21 protein-coding genes are annotated in these 19,076 nt (G+C 71.6%); 11 read left to right on the top strand and 10 right to left on the bottom strand.

Annotation, left to right across the window (positions count from 1 at the left end):
• Positions 1-60 precede the first annotated feature (60 nt).
• The 4 genes from QM638_RS18235 to QM638_RS18220 all read left to right on the top strand — a co-directional run bounded on the left by QM638_RS18235 (position 61) and on the right by QM638_RS18220 (position 3,364).
• Positions 61-591 (top strand): hypothetical protein, encoded by a 531-nt coding sequence (locus tag QM638_RS18235; RefSeq protein WP_415144246.1) that lies wholly within the window; start codon positions 61-63, stop codon positions 589-591.
• Positions 592-685: 94 nt separating this feature from the next.
• The gene (locus QM638_RS18230; protein ID WP_415144244.1) at positions 686-1,891 is read left to right on the top strand and encodes an arginine deiminase; all 1,206 of its coding nucleotides are present in this window, start codon (positions 686-688) and stop codon (positions 1,889-1,891) included.
• Positions 1,892-2,006: 115 nt separating this feature from the next.
• Positions 2,007-2,384, top strand: coding sequence for a cyclic nucleotide-binding domain-containing protein (locus tag QM638_RS18225; protein ID WP_415144242.1), 378 nt, complete (start codon positions 2,007-2,009; stop codon positions 2,382-2,384).
• An 89-nt stretch (positions 2,385-2,473) separates the two neighbouring features.
• A complete protein-coding gene (locus QM638_RS18220; protein ID WP_415144240.1) occupies positions 2,474-3,364 on the top strand; it encodes an adenylate/guanylate cyclase domain-containing protein in 891 nt (296 codons plus the stop codon).
• Positions 3,365-3,401: 37 nt separating this feature from the next.
• On the opposite strand, the gene QM638_RS18215 is transcribed toward QM638_RS18220, so the two are convergent.
• The 4 genes from QM638_RS18215 to hppD all read right to left on the bottom strand — a co-directional run bounded on the left by QM638_RS18215 (position 3,402) and on the right by hppD (position 6,774).
• A complete protein-coding gene (locus QM638_RS18215; protein ID WP_415144239.1) occupies positions 3,402-4,334 on the bottom strand; it encodes a DUF5926 family protein in 933 nt (310 codons plus the stop codon).
• Between the two features lie 53 nt (positions 4,335-4,387).
• Positions 4,388-5,182 carry a glycerophosphodiester phosphodiesterase family protein gene (locus tag QM638_RS18210; RefSeq protein WP_415144237.1) on the bottom strand — a complete coding sequence of 265 codons (795 nt, stop codon included), beginning with the start codon at positions 5,180-5,182 and terminating at the stop codon, positions 4,388-4,390.
• Between the two features lie 102 nt (positions 5,183-5,284).
• Entirely contained in the window at positions 5,285-5,524 is a 240-nt protein-coding gene (locus QM638_RS18205) for a hypothetical protein (RefSeq protein ID WP_415144235.1), read from the bottom strand.
• Positions 5,525-5,553: 29 nt separating this feature from the next.
• Entirely contained in the window at positions 5,554-6,774 is a 1,221-nt protein-coding gene (hppD, locus tag QM638_RS18200) for a 4-hydroxyphenylpyruvate dioxygenase (protein ID WP_415144233.1), read from the bottom strand.
• Between the two features lie 140 nt (positions 6,775-6,914).
• On the opposite strand from hppD, the gene QM638_RS18195 reads away from it, so the two are divergent.
• Positions 6,915-7,424: an Lrp/AsnC family transcriptional regulator gene (locus QM638_RS18195; protein ID WP_415144231.1), complete on the top strand. Its 510-nt coding sequence runs from the start codon at positions 6,915-6,917 to the stop codon at positions 7,422-7,424.
• Positions 7,425-7,438: 14 nt separating this feature from the next.
• Here QM638_RS18195 and QM638_RS18190 read toward each other — a convergent pair whose 3' ends face one another.
• Complete coding sequence (locus tag QM638_RS18190; protein ID WP_415144229.1) at positions 7,439-8,179, bottom strand: SDR family NAD(P)-dependent oxidoreductase; 741 nt, start codon at positions 8,177-8,179, stop codon at positions 7,439-7,441.
• Positions 8,180-8,277: 98 nt separating this feature from the next.
• Here QM638_RS18190 and QM638_RS18185 point away from each other — a divergent pair, with 98 nt between their 5' ends.
• Together QM638_RS18185 and QM638_RS18180 are read left to right on the top strand one after the other, a co-directional pair.
• A complete protein-coding gene (locus tag QM638_RS18185) occupies positions 8,278-9,147 on the top strand; it encodes an alpha/beta fold hydrolase (RefSeq protein ID WP_415144227.1) in 870 nt (289 codons plus the stop codon).
• On the top strand, positions 9,144-10,298 hold the full coding sequence (locus tag QM638_RS18180) for a zinc-binding dehydrogenase (protein WP_415144225.1): 1,155 nt from the start codon (positions 9,144-9,146) through the stop codon (positions 10,296-10,298). The genes QM638_RS18185 and QM638_RS18180 overlap by 4 nt, the downstream gene beginning before the upstream one ends.
• Positions 10,299-10,307: 9 nt before the next feature.
• On the opposite strand, the gene dinB is transcribed toward QM638_RS18180, so the two are convergent.
• Positions 10,308-11,528, bottom strand: coding sequence for a DNA polymerase IV (dinB, locus tag QM638_RS18175; protein ID WP_415144223.1), 1,221 nt, complete (start codon positions 11,526-11,528; stop codon positions 10,308-10,310).
• Between the two features lie 107 nt (positions 11,529-11,635).
• On the opposite strand from dinB, the gene QM638_RS18170 reads away from it, so the two are divergent.
• Positions 11,636-12,112, top strand: coding sequence for a DUF2231 domain-containing protein (locus QM638_RS18170; RefSeq protein WP_415144221.1), 477 nt, complete (start codon positions 11,636-11,638; stop codon positions 12,110-12,112).
• 207 nt (positions 12,113-12,319) lie between these two features.
• The gene (locus QM638_RS18165) at positions 12,320-12,841 is read left to right on the top strand and encodes a Rieske (2Fe-2S) protein (RefSeq protein ID WP_415144219.1); all 522 of its coding nucleotides are present in this window, start codon (positions 12,320-12,322) and stop codon (positions 12,839-12,841) included.
• A gap of 90 nt (positions 12,842-12,931) precedes the next feature.
• On the opposite strand, the gene QM638_RS18160 is transcribed toward QM638_RS18165, so the two are convergent.
• Both QM638_RS18160 and QM638_RS18155 read right to left on the bottom strand, forming a co-directional pair.
• On the bottom strand, positions 12,932-14,134 hold the full coding sequence (locus tag QM638_RS18160; RefSeq protein ID WP_415144217.1) for an ATP-binding protein: 1,203 nt from the start codon (positions 14,132-14,134) through the stop codon (positions 12,932-12,934).
• Between the two features lie 123 nt (positions 14,135-14,257).
• Positions 14,258-16,093, bottom strand: coding sequence for a tannase/feruloyl esterase family alpha/beta hydrolase (locus QM638_RS18155; RefSeq protein ID WP_415144215.1), 1,836 nt, complete (start codon positions 16,091-16,093; stop codon positions 14,258-14,260).
• Between the two features lie 163 nt (positions 16,094-16,256).
• On the opposite strand from QM638_RS18155, the gene QM638_RS18150 reads away from it, so the two are divergent.
• The gene (locus QM638_RS18150) at positions 16,257-17,120 is read left to right on the top strand and encodes an Fpg/Nei family DNA glycosylase (RefSeq protein ID WP_415144214.1); all 864 of its coding nucleotides are present in this window, start codon (positions 16,257-16,259) and stop codon (positions 17,118-17,120) included.
• A gap of 110 nt (positions 17,121-17,230) precedes the next feature.
• Complete coding sequence (locus QM638_RS18145) at positions 17,231-17,557, top strand: rhodanese-like domain-containing protein (protein ID WP_415144213.1); 327 nt, start codon at positions 17,231-17,233, stop codon at positions 17,555-17,557.
• 33 nt (positions 17,558-17,590) lie between these two features.
• On the opposite strand, the gene QM638_RS18140 is transcribed toward QM638_RS18145, so the two are convergent.
• Together QM638_RS18140 and QM638_RS18135 are read right to left on the bottom strand one after the other, a co-directional pair.
• The gene (locus QM638_RS18140; RefSeq protein WP_415144210.1) at positions 17,591-18,499 is read right to left on the bottom strand and encodes a DUF2510 domain-containing protein; all 909 of its coding nucleotides are present in this window, start codon (positions 18,497-18,499) and stop codon (positions 17,591-17,593) included.
• A gap of 27 nt (positions 18,500-18,526) precedes the next feature.
• A partial coding sequence (locus tag QM638_RS18135; RefSeq protein WP_415144208.1) for a hypothetical protein occupies positions 18,527-19,076 on the bottom strand: 550 nt, incomplete at its 5' end.

The following is a 19,076-nucleotide window of genomic DNA, read 5'->3' as shown; positions in this document are numbered from 1 at the left end:
ACATTGTCTGCGCGAACACGTTGGAGGGCGGACATTCTCCGCATCGTCGGGACGGCGGCGGTGGCAGGTGCCGCGGCGGTCTCGCTGTTGGTCGCGTGCGGCGGCGGCCGCACGCCCGGTCCGATCGCCACCCCCGGACGATTCGCCTACTTCCCGAGGCTCAAGGTCGGCAGCACCATCACCGACGGAGCCGTCCAGCTGATCTATCACGGCACTCGAAATCCCGTGATCGACGAGGTACGCGACGCCAACACCACGGACGGATTCGAACTCATCGGCGCGATGGTCGCCGGCCCCAGGCGGAAGTGGGGAGTCAACGAGATGGTGCATGGCTATCCGCCCACCCAAGCTGGGTTCGGACCGATCACGGACGCGGTCGGCGCCGTCATTCCCGCAGGTGATGTCGGGGTCGAACTGCTGCTCGGCTTGAAGATCGTCAAGGGTGGATATCAAGTGAGACAGTCGGTGGACATCGACTATCATATTGGCACGGACGAATACACGATCCGTGCGCCGGTCAGCGTGATCAATTGCCCGTCCGGATACAGTTTCAAGAAATGCAGTTCGCTCTTCTCCGCCGACAACTGGTAAGTCGATCCGACCTTCGCGAACGTGTCGATGTTCCCCGGTGGCGCCCCGTGCCGTGTCCTCGGCGTCACGCAGGATGGCGTCTAGAGTTCCGGCCATGACGCTTGGAGCGGACAGCGAGGTCGGGCGGCTCGGCACGGTGCTGCTGCACCGCCCCGGCCGGGAGCTGACCCGGTTGACCCCGCGCAACAACGACAAGCTGCTCTTCGACGGGATCCCGTGGGTGGCCCGGGCGCAGGAGGAGCACGACGGGTTCGCCGCGGCGCTGCGCGAGCGCGGCGTCGAGGTGCTCTACCTGACCGAGCTGCTCACCGAGACCCTGGCCGACGACGGCGCCCGCGCGCAGGCGATCGCCACCGCGCTCGGCGGCTCGGAGCGGGGTGCGCTCACGCTCGGCGACACCATGCGGACCTATCTGGCCGGCTTCCTGTCCGAGGCGAGCCCGGCGGAGCTGACCGATCATCTCACCGCCGGCATCCGCAACGACGAGGTGCGCGGCGGCTTCGGCCTGGTGACATCGCTGCTCGCCCACGACGACTTCCTGCTCGATCCGCTGCCGAACCTGCTCTTCACCCGGGACTCCTCGGTCTGGATCCGCGACCGCGCGGCGATCACCTCGCTGGCGATGCCGGCGCGCCGGCGGGAGACCGAGCTGACCGAGCTCATCTACGCCCACCACCCGCGCTTCACCGGCACCCCACGCATCCACGGACCGCACCTGGAGCACGTCGAGGGCGGTGACGTCCTGTTGCTCGCCCCCGGGGTGATCGCCGTCGGAGTCGGCGAGCGCACCACACCGGCCGGCGCGGAGCGGCTCGCCCGGCAGGTCTTCGGTCACCGGCTGGCGCACACCGTGCTCGCCGTACCGATCGCGCAGGAGCGCGCCACCATGCACCTGGACACGATCGCCACCCTCGTCGACGTCGACAAGATGGTCATCTACCCGAACGTGGCGCAGTCGCTGGTCGCCCACGCCGTCACCGACGCCGGGGACGGCGAGCTGGCGATCGCCGACGCGCGGCCGTTCCTGGAGGCCGCCGCGGAGGCGATGGGGATCGAGGAGCTGCATCACGTCGACACCGGCCTGGACCCGGTCAGCGCCGAGCGGGAGCAGTGGGACGACGGCAACAACACCCTGGCCCTGTCGCCGGGCGTCGTGGTCGCCTACGAGCGCAACCAGCAGACCAACGCCGCGCTGGCGGCCGCCGGCATCGAGGTGGTGACGATCGCCGGCGCCGAGCTGGGCTCCGGGCGCGGCGGCCCGCGCTGCATGAGCTGCCCGATCGCCCGTACGCCGTTGTGACGACCCCGCCTCGCCGCTCGAGGCGACACGGCCGGGCCACCGTCACCGTGACGAGTGCCACCGTACCCACCCACCCACTCGCTCGTTCTACCGGTAGCCCCCGTGAGGAGACCTCGTGACCGACTCGTTCTTCGCCAAGTTCACCCCCAAGGAGATCGCCAAGATCAGCGCCGCGGGCACCCGGCTGCGCCTGCCCGCGGGATGGTCGCCGATCTGGGAGGACACCCCGGCCGACAAGGCGTACATCATCCTGGACGGCACCGTCTCGGTCCGGCAGCACGGCGAGGAGATCGCCCAGCTCGGCTCCGGCGACATCGTCGGCGAGGCGGCGATCATGAACCGGTCGCTGCGCACCGCGTCGATCGTCGCGCTCACCCCGTTGGAGCTGATCCATCTCAGCTCCGAGGCGATGCAGCGACTGGCGACCGAGATGCCCTCGTTCGGCGCCGCGCTGGAGCAGGTCGCCGAGGCACGCTTCGGAGCGTCGTCCTGAGCGAGCATCCGGACCTCGAGGTCGCCGAGGCGCTCGACGCCATCGAGGCCTTCCTGCTCGGGGAGCCGGCGACCCTGACCCGCGAGCAGGTGGCGGAGGCGGCGGCGGTGCCGGCCGCGGTGGCCGTCGAGCTGTGGCGGCTGCTCGGCTTCCCGCACGCCGAGCCCGACGAGGTCGCCTTCACCACCTCCGACGTCGAGGCGCTGCGCCTGGCGGGTGAGCTCCAGCGGCTCGGCGTCCTCAGTCCGGACCGGCAGGCGGCGCTGGTGCGCACCTGGGGCCGTTCGTTCGCCCGGCTCGCCGAGTGGCAGACCTCGCTGTTGGCCGACGTCGCCCGCGAGCACGGGGACGACGACGTGATGGCACTGGTCTCGCTGGCCGACCAGGTGCTGCCGCGGGTGGAGTCGCTGCAGTCCTACGTGTGGCGCCGGCACCTGGCCAGCGCGGCCGGCCGCGTGCTCGCGGTCGGCGGCGCCACCGCGGTGCCGCTCGGCATCGGCTTCGTCGACATCGTCGGCTACACCTCGCGGAGCAAGTCGCTGACCGAGACGGAGCTGGTCGGTTGGGTGGAGGCTTTCGAGAGCGTGTGTGCCGGCGTGGTCGTCGACCACGGTGGCCGGGTGATCAAGAACCTCGGTGACGCGGTGCTCTACGCGGTCGACGACGTCCGGGCCGCCGTCGACATCGCGCTGGACCTGGTCGGACGTGGCGAGGACGCCGACGGCGAGCCCGACTTCCCCGAGGTCCGGGCCGGGGTCGGGTACGGCGAGGTGGTCTCGCGACTCGGCGACGTCTTCGGCGCAAGCGTCAACATCGCCTCCCGGCTGACCTCGCTGGCCAAGCCGGGCACCGTCCTGATCGACCAGGGTGCGGCCGACGCCCTCGCCGAGAGCGAGGACCTGCGCATCGACCGTCTTCGGCGTACGTCGGTGAAGGGCTACTCCCGGCTGCAGCCGTACCGGGTGCGACCGGTCGGCTGAGCCCGACGATGCCCGCTCCCGGCTCGGCGGCGGGCGATCAGCGGATGGTGACCTGACGGTTCGCCAGTCCGGCCCGGGCGGAGCGGACCTCGGCGGACGGCTCGCCGTCGTCGGCCAGCGCCTCGTCCAGGGCGTCCTTGAACGCCGCCGCCGGCTCCTCGAGCGCCTCCACGCCGGTACCGACCGGGACGTCCCAGACCGGGGCGAGCAGCCCGTGCGCACGGAACATCCCGACGAACCGGGCGTCGGGCACGATCACGTCGGCACCGGAGACGTGCAGCCGCGCCAGCGCCAGCAGCAGCTCGTCCTCGGCCTGCGGCATCACCCAGCGCAGGTGCTCCTTGGGCCCGGTCGAGGTCCAGTACGCCGCCTCGACGCCGGTCAGCCGGGCGGTCGGCAACGCGGCCTCGTTGGCGTGCTCGAGCGCATGGCCGAGGTCCCCTCGATCCTCGACGTCGGCGACCCACCAGTCGAAGCCGTCGTGCACGGTGATGTCGAGGCGGTCGTCGGTGATCAGGTCCTGCAGCCGGGGCCCGGGTGCCGGCGCCGAGGTGAGCCCGACGATCCCGGACTCCCCCGCCTCAGCCTTCGCCAAGGCCTCCACCAGCACGGCGGCCATCTCGCGGGAGATGTCGCCGTAGTGGTGCTGCACCTGCATCCCGACCCACACCTGGCCGGAGTCGCGCGCCATCGCCGGAGCGGCGACGGGCAGCAGGCTGCCCAGCTGGACCGGCACGTCCTCGTGTCCCTTGATCCGCAGCGGCGCGGTCGCCGAGGGCACCAGCTCACGCAGGGCGACCAGGTCGCACTCGCTCGGCAGACCCTCGAAGGGGCGGGCGACGAACACGCCGCCGGCGGCACCGTGGCAGGCCTTGTAACGCTTGCCGGAGCCACACGGACACGGCTGGCGGGGGTTGATGCCGTCCGCGGCGACGGCGGTGGTGCGGGGTCTACGGGACTTCTTGGCCACCGGCCGAGCCTATGTCACGCCACGGCCGGCTCCGCAGCCGGCCGCTCGGCCCCTCAGCCGGCCGTCCGGTCGTCGAGCAGCCCCTTGATGTAGCCGGGGCGATCGGTGATCACGGCCGCCACTCCGAGCGAGAGGCAGAGGTCGAGGTCGTCCGCCTCGTTGATGGTCCACACGTGCAGCTCGTGGCCGGCCTTCCGGATGCGAGGACCCAGCCTCGGGTGCTCGCGCAGCATCTCGATCCCCGCGGCCACGATCCAGTCCGGCCCGATGGCGCGCCTGATGATGGGCCAGTTCATCGCCTTGTCGAAGATCTGGACCTGCTGGACCTCCGGCGCCAGCCGCTCCAGCCGCTGGATGGCGGTGAAGGAGAAGCTCATCACCCGCACCGGCGCACCGGCCCGCTCCCAGCCGAAGCGGTGCAGCATCTCCACCAGCCGCTTCTCCACCAGCGCGCCGTACCTGGTCGGATGCTTGGTCTCGATCGCCAGCTCCACCCGGCGGTCGTAGTCGCGGGCGGTCTCCAGCAGCGTCTGCAGGGTCAGCACCCGGTCCATCCGCGGATCGCGGTCGTCCTTGTCCGGCGCCTCCTCGCCGTCCCACCAGCCGGTCTTCCAGGACGCGAAGTCGAGCTCGGCCAGGTCGGCGAGCTCCATCGCCGAGATCAGACCCTTCGCCCCGATCCGGCGCAGGTCACGATCGTGCACGCACACCAGGTGCCCGTCGGCGGTGAGCCGGACGTCGCATTCCAGCGCCTCCGCGCCCGCGTCGAGGGCCGCCACGTAGGCCCCCAGGGTGTGCTCGGCATTGTCGTAGCTGGCGCCGCGGTGCGCGACGACCTGGGGCCTCATGGTTGCCATTGTGCGCGACCTGTGCGCGCGGACCATCGGCGACACAGCGACACCAGCAGAGTCCGGGAGAGTCCAGGAGGATCCGCGGCCCCGGGACAGGTCTCACCGGGAGTGCAGCGCGATCAGCGCCCAGATCACCGCGGCCCCGATGGCGGTGCCGAGGCAGACCCAGGTCAGCGGCGTCCAGCCTCGGCGCGGCGCGCGCACGATCACCCCGACCAGCGCCAGCGCACCGATCACCGCCCCGGCAAGCGGCACGAAGTAGGTGAACAGCGCCAGCACGACCGCCATCGCGAACGCCGGCATCCAGACCACGTCCGGGCCGTCCGGCTTCTCCTCCACCCGGGCATCATCGCCAATGCCGGTCCGGCTCAGAAGTTGCCGCGCCGCTCCTGCTCCCGCTCGATGGCCTCGAAGAGCGCCTTGAAGTTGCCCTTGCCGAAGCCGAGCGAGCCGTGCCGTTCGATCAGCTCGAAGAAGACCGTCGGCCGGTCGCCGATCGGCTTGGTGAAGATCTGCAGGAGGTAGCCGTCCTCGTCGCGGTCGACCAGGATCCCGCGCCGCTGCAGCTCCTCGATCGGCACCCGCACGGTGCCGATCCGGGCACGCAGCTGCGGGTCCTCGTAGTAGGAGTCGGGGGTCGCCAGGAACTCCACGCCGTTGGCGACCAGCGCGTCCACGCACGCCAGGATGTCACCGGTCGCCAGCGCGAGGTGTTGTGCGCCGGGGCCGCCGTAGAACTCCAGGTACTCGTCAATCTGGCTCTTCCTCTTGCCGATCGCCGGCTCGTTGAGCGGGAACTTCACCCGATGGTTGCCGCTGGCCACCACCTTGCTCATCAGCGCCGAGTAATCGGTGGCGATGTCGTCGCCGATGAACTCGGCCATGTTGGTGAAGCCCATCACCCGGTGATAGAACTCCACCCACTCGTCCATCGCGCCCAGCTCGACGTTGCCGACCACGTGGTCGAGCGCCTGGAAGAGCCGCTTCGGCGCCCCGGCGGGTCGCACGTACGACGACTCGCGAGCCACGTAGCCGGGCAGGTACGGGCCGTCGTACCGGCTCCGGTCGACGAGCGAGTGCACGGTCTCGCCGTACGCCGCGATCGAGGCGACCCGGACGGTGCCGTGCTCGTCGGCCAGGTCGTGCGGCTCGACGACGACGGTAGCACCCTGGGCGCGGGCGTGCTCGATGCAGCGGTCCACGTCGGGGACCTCCAGCGCGATGTCGGTGATGCCGTCGCCGTGCCGGGCGTGGTGCACGGCGACCGGGCTGTCCGCGGCCACGCCGCCGTTGAGCACGAACCGGACGGCGCCGGACTCCAGGACGTAGGAGTGGTGGTCGCGCTCGCCGGTCTCCGGACCGGCGTAGGCGACCAGCCGCATGCCGAAGACGTGCTGGTAGAAGAGCGCCGCCTGGGTGGCGTTGCCGACCGCCCAGACGACCGCGTCCCAGCCGGTCACCGGGAACGGGTCGGCCTCGGCATCGTAGGAGACCAGGCCGACGAGCTGGCGGAGCTCCTCGAAGCCCAGCTCGGCGAGGCGTTCGGTGTCGGTCAGCTGCTCTTCGACGATTCCGGTGTGAGTGGTCATGATCGGCCTCCGCAGGTGGTGGACGGTGAGGCGATCGAAGCCGGTTCGGGCTCGCTAGGCAAGCTGCGCATCCGATGGTGGTCATTCTGGCTCGTTCGGCTACCGTCTTCGCGCTTCCCCTAGTCTGATTGACTAGGAACATGATGATGCTCGACTCTCTCGACGTGGCGCTGTTGTCCGCGCTCACCGACTCGCCCCGAGCCGGTCAGCTCGAGCTCGCCCGCCGGCTCGAGGTGGCGCGGGCGACGGTGCAGGCCCGGATCCGCCGGCTCGAGGAGGCCGGCGTCATCACCGGCTACGGCCCGGACGTCGATCTGGACGCGGCCGGTCAGTCGGTCTCCGCGTTCGTCAGCCTGCAGATCGCCCAGGGCGCGCTCGAGGAGCTGCGGCCCGCCCTGGAGGCGATCCCATACGTCGTCGAGGCGTACGCGACCACCGGCGACGGCGACGTGCTGTGCCGGGTCGCCGCACCCTCACACCGCGGCCTGCAGCAGGCGCTGCTGCAGCTCGACCAGACGCCGCTGGTGGTGCGCTCGACCAGCGTCGTGGTGCTCTCCACCGTCGTGGCGCCGCGGGTGCTGCCGCTGTTGGCCCAATCGGCCTCCGGCGTACCCCGTGCTCCGGGCTACCGACCTTCTCCGCGCCCCTGACCCGGGCGGCGCACTCAACGGCCGCCGGTCACCCGCAGCGTCGTCGCGGTGACGTACGACGCCCGCGGGCTCATCAGCCAGGCGACCGCCTCGGCGATCTCGTCCGCGGAGCCGGCCCGGCCGAGCGGGATCTGCGGCGCCATCCGGGCGACCCGGCCCGGATCCCCGGTGCTCGCGTGCATGGTCGTCTCGATGAGTCCGGGCGCGACCGCGACGACCCGGATGCCCTCGCTCGCCACCTCCAGGCCCAGGCCCTTGGTGACGGCGTCGATGCCGGCCTTCGCCGCCGCGTAGTGCACGTACTCCCCCGGCGAGCCGAGGGTGGCGGCCCCGGAGGAGATGTTGACGATCACCCCGCCGTCACCGCCGCGAGCCGTGCTCATCACCTCGACCGCTGCCCGGGCGGTGAGGATCGGCGCGGTCAGATTGACGTCGATGGTGCGCCGCACCGACGCGGCCGGCGTCTCGACCAGCGGCGCGTACTCGTAGGTGGCGCCGGCGTTGTTGACCACGCCGGTCAGCCGGCCGACCTCGGCGGCCGCGGCGAAGAGCTCCTCGACGCCGCCCGGCTCGCCCAGATCGGCGCGCACCGTGCGCACCTCGACCCCCGTGCGCCGTACCCGGTCGGCGGTGTGTGCGGCGGCCTCCTCGTCGCGGGCGTAGCCGAGGACGAGGTCGTGCCCCTCGGCGGCGAGCCGGATCGCGATCGCCGCGCCGATGCCGCGGGTCCCGCCGGTGATCAGAGTCAGAGCCACCGGGCCATCCTCCCAGCGCCGGCGGCGGGCGACCGGACCGGGCGTAGGTTACTTCTCAGTAGAGTCGGCGGGGTCCGGCGATCGCACGAGGAGGAGCCATGGGCCAGGTCAGCAGGCTTGTCAGCGACGGTGTCGAGATCGCGGTGGAGAGCGACGGCCCGCCCGAGGCGCCGGTGGTGGTCCTGGTGCACGGCTATCCGGACAACCGCCGGGTCTGGGACGGCGTCGTCGAGCGACTGGTCGACGACTTCCGGGTGGTCCGCTACGACGTGCGCGGCTGCGGCGACTCCGGCGCCCCGGCCGGCCGCGAGGGCTACCGGATCGACCAGCTCAACCGCGACCTCGCGGCGGTGATGGACGCCGTCAGCCCGGATCGACCGGTACACCTGGTCGGCCACGACTGGGGGTCGGTGCAGGCCTGGGGAGCGGTCAGCGGCAACATCGAGCCACGCAGGATCGCCTCGTTCACCTCGATCTCCGGGCCCAGCCTCGACCACGCCGGCGTCTGGCTGCGCGGCCTGCGCGGCCACGGGATCGGCGGCGCGGCCACCCGGCTCCGCCAGCTCGCCGAGTCCGCCTACGTCGTCGCCTTCCAGGCACCGAGGCTGCCCGAGCTCGCCTGGCGCAGCGGCGTACTGGACCGGCTGATCGCACTCGGCTCGCGCGCCGAGCCGAACCGGCAGGAGCGGGACAAGATCAACGGACTGGAGCTCTACCGGGCCAATCTCATCGGCCGGCTCCGCCGGCCCGAGCCGAGCCGGGTGAGCGTCCCTGTCCAGGTGATCGCGCCCAGCCGCGATCCCTACGTCTCGGTGCCGCTGGCCACCCAGGCGCCGGCGCCGTACACCGACGACCTGCGGATCGACGAGGTCCGCGGCGGCCACTGGGTGATCGCCGACCGGCCCGAGGTGATCGCCGACCTGATCCGGGACTTCATCGAGGCGCTGCCGGTCGGAGCCGGCCGATGAGAGCGGTCGTCTGCCACGACGGCGACCTGCGGGTCAGCGAGGTGGACGAGCCGGCCCCGGGCCCCGGCCAGCTCCTGGTCGAGGTGGTCCGCTCCGGGATCTGCGGCTCCGACCTGCACGTGCGCCGGCACGCCGACGAGCTCTCCGACGTGGTGGCCGCGCTCGGGTACAACGGCGCCATGCGCCCCGAGCAGCGGATCGTGCTCGGTCACGAGATCGTCGGCCGGGTGGCGGGCTACGGAGCCGACACCCGGCGCGAGTGGGAGCTCGGCCAGCTGGTGGTGGCGCTGCCGGTGGTCAGGCACCCCGACGGTGTCCATCTGGTCGGCTTCGACACCGCCGCGCCCGGCGGCTTCGCCGAGCGGACGGTGATCCAGGAGGCGTTCACGTTCGCCGTGCCCGACGGGGTGGACGCGGAGCTCGCCGCCTTCACCGAGCCGCTCGCGGTGGCCTGGCACGCGGTACGTCGCGCGGGGTACGGCCGCGCCAGCCGTGGCCGGCCCGCGGTGGTGGTCGGCTGCGGTCCGATCGGGCTGGCGGTGATCGCCATGCTCAAGGCGGCCGGGGTGCGCACGGTGGTCGCCTCCGACCTCTCGCCGGCCCGCCGTGACCTGGCACGGCGCTGTGGCGCCGACACCGTCGTCGACCCGGCACAGGCCTCGCCCTGGTCGGCGTACCAGATCGCCACCGCGGTGCGCAGCCTGCCCGCCTACCTCGGCTTCGGCCTCGACGCGATGGCCAGGGTACGGCGGGTCCCGCTGCTGCCGTGGCGCCAGCTGATGGACCTCGCCGACCGGCTCGGCGCCACCCCGCAGGGGCCAGCCGTCTTCGAGTGCGTCGGCATCCCCGGCATGATCGAGGAGATCTGTGCCGCGGCGCCGCTGCACAGCACCGTGGTGGTCGTCGGCGTCTGCATGCAGCCCGACACCTTCCGGCCGGCCACCGCGATCCACAAAGAGCTCGATCTGCGATTCTGCTTCGGCTACGACCCGGCCGAGTTCGCCACCACCCTGGCGATGATCGCCGGCGGCCGGGTCGACCCCCGGCCGCTGCACACCGGCACGGTGGGACTCGACGGCGTGGCGCAGGCCTTCGACGACCTGGCCCGGCCCGAGCGGCACGCCAAGATCCTGGTCGATCCGCGGACCTGACCGGCCCGGTCACCGCAGGTCCGGCAGGGTGGGCATCTCGATCCCGCTGCCCCTCCCGACCAGGGCGGCGCGGGTGAGCGCCGCGGCGCCGTACTTTCCTCGTACGCCGTCGAGCGCCTGGTCCAGGGCGGACCCGCGGAGCTCGCCGACCACGGTGGCCGGCTCGAAGAGCGGCAGCTCGAGCTGCTCGCTGTCCGGGCTGACCAGGCCGGCGATCGTCACGCCGAGCAGCGTGCAGCCGCGCTCCTCGATCAGCGGCCGTGCCTGCCGCAGCAGCCGACGACCGGTCTCCAGCCAGGTCGCGGTCGCCGAGGTCGCGTGCGGGATCGTCGCCGACCGGGTGGCCCGATCGAAGTCGGCGAACCGCAGCCGCAGGGTGAACGTCCGGCCGATCCGCTCCCCGGCGCGCAGCCGCCGGGCGACCCGGTCGACCAGGCCCGCCAGCATCTCCTCCAGCTCGGTGAAACTGCGCCGGCGAGTGCCGAGCGCACGCTGGCTGCCGATCGAGCTGCGTCGGCGGCCGACCACCACCGGACGCGGGTCGAGCAGGTTGGCCAGCGCCCACAGCTGCTGTCCGTTGGCCCGGCCGAGGGTCCCGGTCAGCTCCTCGCGCTCCCGCGCCGCCAGCTGGCCGATCGTGCGGATGCCGTCGGCGTGCAGCCGGACGGCCGTCTTCTCCCCGACGCCCCAGAGCCGCTCGACCGGCAGCGGATTGAGGAACTCACGCTCGCGGTCCGGCTCGACCACCAGCAGGCCGTCGGGCTTGGAGACCGCGGAGGCGACCTTGGCCAGGTACTTGGTGCGGGCGATGCCCACCGAGATCGGCAGACCCACCTCGGCCCGGACCCGGTCCCGCAGCCGGACGGCGATGAGTCGCGGCTCACCGACCAGCCGGCGCAGGCCACCGACATCGAGGAACGCCTCGTCGATCGACACCGGCTCGACCAGCGGGGTGGTGTCCCGGAAGATCTCGAACACGCCGTGGCTCGCCTCGGCGTACGCCTCGAAACGCGGCGGCACGACCACCGCGTCCGGACACAGTCGCCGCGCGATGCGGCCGCCCATCCCGGCCCTCACGCCATGGGCCTTCGCCTCGTAGCTGGCGGCCAGCACCACCCCGCCACCCACCAGCACCGGTCGGCCCAGCAGCGCCGGGGCGTCCCGCTGCTCCACGGAGGCGAAGAAGGAGTCCAGGTCGGCGTGCAGGAGAGTGGCGCTCACCCTTGCCATGATCGAACAATTGTTCGATCATGGCAAGGGTGAGCCGGAGCGCTGCTCGTCGGGATCCCGGCCCGGTCCCTTGAAATCCGAACGAGCACCCGGGAATCATCGACCCCGTGACCATCAACGGGCTGCCGCTGCATCCACTCATCGTCCACGCGGTGGTGGTGCTGGTGCCCGCCTCCGCACTGGTCGGGCTCGTCTATGCGTGGCGGGAGAAGTGGCGCGACGTGCTGCGGATCCCGCTGCTGCTCGGCATCCTGGCCGGGCCACTGGTCTGGCTGGCGGCCCGCAGCGGTACCGACCTGAAGCACGCACTCAACGTGGACAACGCAGCGATCGCCGTTCACGAGACCTGGGCCGACCGGCTCGAGATCGCCTGCTGGGTGATGTCGGCGGTCTGGGTGGTCTCCTGGTGGGCACTGCCGTTCGCCAGCCGGCTGCGAGCGGGAGTCACCCGGACCGGCCACGGCGTCGCGGTCGACGTCACGCTGCGGGTGCTGCTGGTGCTGACCGCGCTGGCGACCCTCTACCTCGCCTACCGGACCGGCGACGCCGGCGCCAAGGCGGTCTGGGACGGCGTCGGCAGTTGAGCTCGGCTGGATTCGGGGCTGAGCCTCGGGCTCAGGTCGGCGAACCGTTCAGGAAGCGCCGACTCGCCGCTGGCCACTCGACCAACGACGAATCGCCCGAACCGGCCCGGCGGGCCGCGCAATCACAGCGGCTTCTCAGCGGTGTCATGGGATGGCCGCCGTACGATAGTTGAGCCTTCAACCCACCGCCTGCGGCAGGAGTGCCCGATGACCACCGATCGTGACCAGCCAGATCTCTCGACCGTCCGGGCCTCGCGGCGCATCGTCTTCACCGGCCTGGGGGCGCTCGGCGCCGCGGTCGCGCTGGCGGGGTGCGGGAGCAGCTCCTCGGACTCCTCCGGCACCACCGCGACCAGCGGGTCCGACGGCTCCAGCAGCGGGTCGTCGGCCTCCTCCTCGTCGGGCTCGTCAAGCTCATCGGGCTCATCGGGCTCGTCGTCGGCCACCGAGCTGGTCAAGACCAGCGACGTGCCGGTGGGCGGCGGCGTGATCCTGACCGACGAGAAGATCGTGGTCACCCAACCGACCGAGGGCACCTTCAAGGCCTTCAGCGCGGTCTGCACCCACCAGGGCTTCCTGGTCACCTCGGTCAGCGACGACGTGATCACCTGCGACCACCACGGCTCGGAGTACAGCGCCGAGACCGGCGACGTCGAGCAGGGCCCCGCACCGAGCGCCCTGGCCGAGGTCGCGATCAAGGTCAAGGGCGGCGCGGTCCTGGCCGCCTGACGACGCTCGGGGCGTTCTCGTCGCCGACCACGCGCTCATGTCCGCCGAGGGCGAAGGGGAGCATCTCGCGGGCCCCTGACAGCGAAGCGCTCAGCCCTGCTGGCGCAGATACCGCCCGAAGTGCGGCACGGTGAACGCGATCCGGCCTCGCTCGCCGGAGTAGATGAGGCCCTTCTTCAGCAGCGCGTCGCGCGCCGGCGAGAGGGACTGCGGCCTCTTGCCGAGTACGGCGGCGACGTCGGCGGTGGCCACCGAGGCGACCGGATCCGCGGCGCCATCGGCCTCACCGGCGGCGTCGGCCATGGCGCGCAGGTAGTCCCGCTCGGCCGGCGTGGCGCGCTCGTAGCGAGAGCCGAAGAAGCCGACCGCCAGCTCCCGCTCGGCCTCGGGGGCGGCCACCTCGACGTCGGCCGCGGTGATCGGCGTACGCGGCGCCAGGTCCCAGGCCGTCTTGCCGTAGGCCTGGATGAAGTAGGGATAGCCGCCGGTCGCGGCATACAGCGCCGCCAGTGCCTCCTCCGCGAACCCGGCCTCCTCCTCGGCCGCCGGCGCCACCAGCGCCCGATCGGCGGCCTCCCGGCCGAGCCGGTCGATGCGCTGATAGGAGAAGAGCCGCTCGGAGTAGGACTTGCTCGCCGAGAGCACCGCCGGCAGGTGCGGCAGCCCCGCGCCGACCACGATCAGCGGCAGTCCCGACTGGCTGATCTCGTGGCACGCCGCGCACAGCGCCGAGACGTCGTCCGGCCCGAGATCCTGCATCTCGTCGATGAAGACGCCCACCCCCTTGCCCACGTCGGCGGCGAGCCCGCCGACCTCGGTGAGCAGTTCCACCAGGTCGATCTCGACGTCGCCGGAGTCGGCCCGGCCGCGTACGGCGGGCACGTCGATGCCCGGGGACCACTGGTCGCGCAGCTTCGCGGAGGACCCGGCCTCCCGCTGGGCGAAGCTGCGGACGACACCCAGCACATGGCCGACCTGGTCGGACTCCGGGTGCCCGAGCTCGCGGACCGCCTGGTGCAGCGCCGAGGACAGCGGCCGGCGCAGCGACTGCTCCGGGCGCGCCTCGAGCTTGCCGGTCCCCCAGCCCTTGCGCACCGCCGTCGAGCGCAGCGCGTTGAGCAGGACCGTCTTGCCGACCCCGCGCAGTCCGGTGAGCACCAGCGACCGCTCCGGTCGTCCCCGGGCCACCCGCTCGACCACCACGTCGAACGCACGCAGCTGGTCGTCGCGGCCGGCCAGCTCGGGCGGCCGCTGCCCGGCGCCGGGGGCATAGGGATTGCGGATCGGGTCCATGATCGGACCGTATCGGGAGATCTAGCTGGATCCTTAGATCTCGCTAGCGAGTCCTGGCAAGGCGCCGTACCCGCCGTTCACCGATCTGGGTGAACGGCGGGTACACCGACAAAGGGCTCGGGGTCAGGCCCGGTGCGCTCCCTTTGCCTTGGCCGTCAACCAGGTGCGGGCCGGCGTACAGGCCAGCTGGGTGCCGACCGCACGACACCAGGTCTGGTAGTCGCTGGAGTAGAGCCGTTCGCCGACCCAGTGGTAGTCGGTGCCCCGCTCCCTGGCGGGCGTGTAGGAGTGGAAGTTCGACGCGTCGTCGGTGCTGCCGTGCCCGTTGTAGCGCGCCACCGCCGGGTAGGGATAGACCGGCCGGGTGCGAGTCACGTTGCCGGCGCTGTCCAGCTTCCTGGCCACGATCGAGGTCGGCCTACGGCCGCTCTCCACCCAGGCCATGGTCGGGGTCAGGGCGTCGAACGAGTTCGGGCCCTCACCGCCACCGCAGTGCGCCACCCCGGGGAACAGGTAGAGCCGGGAGAATTCCGCGGTGGCCCGCTTGCCCATCGTCTTCTGCACGGCCGAGTAGTAGGCGAGCGTCGACTGCGGCGAGATGTGCTGGTCACCCCAGCCGTGCCACAGGATCAGCTTGCCGCCGCTGCGCTGGAACCGGCTCAGGTCGGGGTCCATCGCGGCCAGGTAGCTGGACGACTCGACCGTCTTCCAGAACGACCTCACGTCGAACTTGAGGTCGCTCAGGGTCCAGTCGGGCATGACCTTGTTGGTGTAGCCCAGATACCGGGCGAAGGACTCCACGAAGTTCTGCGAGCCGACCGTCTGCCCCTGCGCGGTCGGGATGAAGAGCGTCCAGTCCAGCTCCGAGCCCCACTCGTGCGAGATCGGCACCTCGAGCCGGTGGCCGTGGCCGTCGGTGGCACCGTCGTGCAGCCGCCGTACGACGCCGGCCTCGGCCTTGGTCAGGCACGTCGAGCTGTCCTGGCCCGCCTTGCAGACGATCGAGTACGGGTTGAAATCGCATGCCCGTGGGTCGTCGAGAATGCCGTCGGTGACGCCGTCCAGGCCGTCGCACTTCGCCAGCACGGCACTGTGGATCAGCGGGAGCTTGTCGGCCAGCAGGATGTAGTTGCCGTCGCTGTCCAGGTTGGTCAGCACGTTCCAGGCGTGGTGGTAGGTGTTCTGCACGTCCATGTTGTTCGCCGGCGCGCCTGCCAGGATGCCGTCGAAGTCGTTCGGATAGCGCTGCGCCTCCATCAGCCCCTCCCGGCCGCCGTCGGAGCAGCCGTCGAAGTAGGAGTACCTCGCCGGGTGGCCGTAGAACTTCGCGATCACCGCCTTGGCGACCTGGGAGGTGACGTGCACGCCGCGGTAGGCGAAGTCGATCTGCGCCTGCGGGTTGTTCGCCGCCCACGATCCGTCGTTGCCGCCCTGGTGTCCCATGTCGGTGGTGGCGCTGGCGATGGTGCCGTCGGTGACCGGGACGCAGCCGTCCGCGGCCGCGTAGTTGATGTTCGAGCTGCCGCACTCACCGCCACATCCGGTCTGCAGGTAGCGCTGGGTCCAGCCCTCCAGCGGCAGTCGCATCACGATGGTGTTCGCCGGCGCGATGGTCCCGGTGACCGAGCAGAACGGGCTCGCGGCGGTGGTGGTGTCGACGGTGGCCGACGTGATCGTGACCGCGGCGTCGGTGACGCCGTCGAGGTCCATCGAGGTGACGTCGGCACAGCTCATCACCGGCGTCAACGCCGGCAGGTTGGCCAGACCGTCGGCGGTGTACGACACCGGCGCACGACCCGTGCCGCCGGAGCTGGCCTCGGCGGTCGAGCCGAGCACGGCGGGCGCCAGGGCGAGCATGACGAGTGCGATCAGGGCGCCGGCGAGGCCGGCCCCGCGGGAGCGATGCGTGATTGCTGTGGTCGAGCGTGGGCGCGAGCGCCGCGCCGAGAGCCATGCCATGGGATCTCCTCTGCGGTGGGGTATCCGCACCCGGCGCCACCGCCCGATGCGGTGTGATGCACGTTACAGTTTCGTCAACAATCTGCACAGCAATCTCTTGGACAATTTTTGGCCCACTCCGAGGAACGGCGGCCGGGTGTCGCGCCGGCACTAGACTCGCTCCATGCCGGAGCTTCCCGAGGTCGAGGCGCTCGCGCAGGACCTGCGCGGCCGCCTGGACGGCCGGGCCCTCACCACCGTGCAGCTGGCGCAGTTCAGTGCGCTGAAGACCTACGCACCACCGCTCGAGGCCGTCGCCGGCACCCTGGTCGATGCGGTGAGCCGGCACGGCAAGTTCCTCGACATCGAGGCCAGCGGACTGCACCTGGTGCTCCACCTGGCCCGAGCCGGCTGGGTGCGCTGGCGCGAGGAGGTGCCGACGGTCCCGCCGCGGCCCAGCCCCAAGTCCACCCTGGCGGCCCGGATCGTGCTCGACGACGGCACCGGCCTGGACATCACCGAGGCCGGCACCAAGAAGAGCCTCGCGCTCTACCTGGTCGGCGACCCGTACGACGTGCCGGGCATCGCCTCGCTGGGCCCCGACCCGCTCACCGACGACTTCACCGTGGACGCCCTCCGGGCGATCCTGGCCGAGCAGGGCCGCAAGCAGATCAAGGGGGTGCTGCGCCACCAGGGCACCATCGCGGGCATCGGCAACGCCTACTCCGACGAGATCCTGCACGCGGCGAGGATGTCGCCGTTCAAGCCCGCCGAGATGACAGCCGAGGAGTCGGCCCGACTCTACGACGCGCTGCGCCGGACCCTCGGCGCCGCAGTGGAACGCTCGCGCGGGCTGGCCGCCGCCGACCTCAAGAGCGAGAAGAAGTCGAACCTCGCCGTGCACGGCCGCGCCGGCAAGCCCTGCCCGGTCTGCGGCGACACCATTCGCGAGGTGAGCTTCGCCGACTCGAGCCTGCAGTACTGCCCCACCTGCCAGACCGAGGGCAAGCCGCTCGCCGATCGGCGGATGTCCCGGCTGCTCAAGTAGCCCGAGGAGCCGCACGACCTCCTCACCTCCCGTCGCGGCCGGTCCGCCCGACGGCCTCCGCCCCGGCTCGATGGATCCGGGTGCTACCCGGTGGGTGCGAGGATGACGGCATGAGCATTCCGACCATCGACCTGGGCACCGTCCCGCAGCCGCCGCCGATCCCGGTGATCGACGTCCGGGAGGACGAGGAGTGGTCGGCCGGGCACATCGAGGGCGCCCTCCACATCCCGCTCCAGCAGTTGCCCGCCCGGCTGGGCGAGGTCCCGGCCGAGCAGACCCTGGTGGTGTGCAAGGCCGGCGGCCGCAGCGCGCAGGCGGTGCTCTATCTGGCGCAGCAGGGCTACGACGTGATCAACCTGGCCGGCGGGATGCTGGACTGGGCGGCCGACGGCCGGCCGATGGTGAGCGAGACCGGCGAGCCGGCGTACGTACTGTAGGTACGTGCGGGGACGGAGCCCGGCCCGGAGGGCTCAGTAGCAGTTGTTCACCCGGTAGTTGAAGTACGCCGTCCCGTCCTTCTTCTTGTACGGGATCTCATAGGAGAGATCCTCCTCCCAGCCACGCCGGGCGGCGGCCGACATGTTCGCGGGAGTGCCCAGCCGGACCCGCTTCCACAGCCAGCGGACATAGGCGGTGTCGTCGTTGGTCGGCAGGCTCAGGATCTGGCTCGCGGTGTCGCAGAAGTCCTTGACCGAGGCATCCTTGGGCGCATCGAGCGCCTCCTGCTTGCCCGGGTAGGTATCGGTGGGTACGTCGGTCGGCAGGTCGGTCGAGCCGGTGGGCACCGCGCTGGTCAGGTCGCTGGGTAGATCGCTGGGCAGATCACTGGCGGTGTCGGAGGGGAGATCGCTGGCCAGGGCACTCGGGTCGGAGTCGGTCGGCTCGCTGGTGCTCGAGGTGGTGTGCGAGTCCGCCGCGGAGTCGTCCTTGTCGTCGCCCTGGGTCAACAGCACGATCACCACCGCGGCGGCGATCACCGCGAGCACGGCGCCGCCGATCCCGAAGATCAGCAGCGGGTTGGTCTTCCGCGGCGGCGGGCCGCCGTACGGCGCGCCCTGCTGCCACTGCTGTCCGGCCTGGCCCCACTGCCCCTGCGGACCCCACTGGCCCTGCTGCCACTGGCCCTGTTGACCCTGGCCCTGTTGACCTTGTTGACCCTGCTGACCCCACTGGTTCGGGTCGCCCTGGACCCACTGGCCGGGTTGCTGGGACTCTCCCCAGGGCGAACCGGCCAGCGGTTGCTGCTCTGGTTGTGGTGGTTGCTGCGGTTGCTGGGGCGGGGCGACCGGCGGCTGGGTGTGCTCGGTCCACTGCACCCCGTCCCACCAGCGGGTCACGCCGTTCGGGTCCTCGTACCACCCCGCGGGTGTCTGGCTCATCTCGTCCCCCCACTCCTGCCGTGCCGCTCAGCCGAGTCCATAGCAGTTCTTGGCGACGTAGTCGGTGAACGCGGTCAGGGCGCTGTCGCTGCTGTCCAGATCGTTCGCCGCGTCGACACTGTCCAGGTTCACGAACTCCTCCCAGCCCTTGCGCGCATCCGACGACATGTCCGACGGGGTGCCCACCTTCCGCATGTCGTCCTGCCAGCCCTTCAGGTCGCTGTCGGACGGCGTGCCCGACATCGACTCGATCCAGTCCACCGAGTCGCAGAAGTCGGAGACCGAGGCGTCGGAGGGCGCGGACGACGCGTTGTGCGGGTTGTCGCCGCCTCCTCCGGTCACCAGCACCACGACCACCACGGCGATGATGGCGAGCACCACCACGCCACCGACGATGGCCATCCACGGCTTGAATCCGCCCTGCTTCGGCGCCGGACCGTTCTGCCAGGCCGGGGCTGCGAAGGGCGCGCCCGGACCTCCGGGGGCGGCCGGAGCTCCCCAGCCACCGGCAGGCGGCGGTGCGGTCGGGCCGGCGGCCTCACCGGGACCCTGGCCGAACTCGCCGGCCCGGCCGGTG

Source organism: Nocardioides sp. (assembly GCF_047606145.1).
GTDB lineage: Bacteria > Actinomycetota > Actinomycetes > Propionibacteriales > Nocardioidaceae > Nocardioides.
The sequence above is the reverse complement of the archived record's forward strand: the minus strand, read 5'-3'. Positions and strand labels throughout refer to the sequence as shown.

Bases quoted from the DNA above. Each gene is read 5' to 3' on its own strand.
- QM638_RS18230 (WP_415144244.1), top strand. From the start codon at position 686: ATGACGCTTGGAGCGGACAGCGAGGTCGGGCGGCTCGGCACGGTGCTG.
- QM638_RS18145 (WP_415144213.1), top strand. From the start codon at position 17,231: ATGAGCATTCCGACCATCGACCTGGGCACCGTCCCGCAGCCGCCGCCG.
- QM638_RS18155 (WP_415144215.1), bottom strand. From the start codon at position 16,093: ATGGCATGGCTCTCGGCGCGGCGCTCGCGCCCACGCTCGACCACAGCA.
- QM638_RS18185 (WP_415144227.1), top strand. From the start codon at position 8,278: ATGGGCCAGGTCAGCAGGCTTGTCAGCGACGGTGTCGAGATCGCGGTG.
- QM638_RS18150 (WP_415144214.1), top strand. From the start codon at position 16,257: ATGCCGGAGCTTCCCGAGGTCGAGGCGCTCGCGCAGGACCTGCGCGGC.
- QM638_RS18210 (WP_415144237.1), bottom strand. From the start codon at position 5,182: ATGAGGCCCCAGGTCGTCGCGCACCGCGGCGCCAGCTACGACAATGCC.
- QM638_RS18195 (WP_415144231.1), top strand. From the start codon at position 6,915: ATGATGATGCTCGACTCTCTCGACGTGGCGCTGTTGTCCGCGCTCACC.
- QM638_RS18160 (WP_415144217.1), bottom strand. From the start codon at position 14,134: ATGGACCCGATCCGCAATCCCTATGCCCCCGGCGCCGGGCAGCGGCCG.
- QM638_RS18180 (WP_415144225.1), top strand. From the start codon at position 9,144: ATGAGAGCGGTCGTCTGCCACGACGGCGACCTGCGGGTCAGCGAGGTG.
- dinB (WP_415144223.1), bottom strand. From the start codon at position 11,528: ATGGCAAGGGTGAGCGCCACTCTCCTGCACGCCGACCTGGACTCCTTC.
- hppD (WP_415144233.1), bottom strand. From the start codon at position 6,774: ATGACCACTCACACCGGAATCGTCGAAGAGCAGCTGACCGACACCGAA.
- QM638_RS18140 (WP_415144210.1), bottom strand. From the start codon at position 18,499: ATGAGCCAGACACCCGCGGGGTGGTACGAGGACCCGAACGGCGTGACC.
- QM638_RS18165 (WP_415144219.1), top strand. From the start codon at position 12,320: ATGACCACCGATCGTGACCAGCCAGATCTCTCGACCGTCCGGGCCTCG.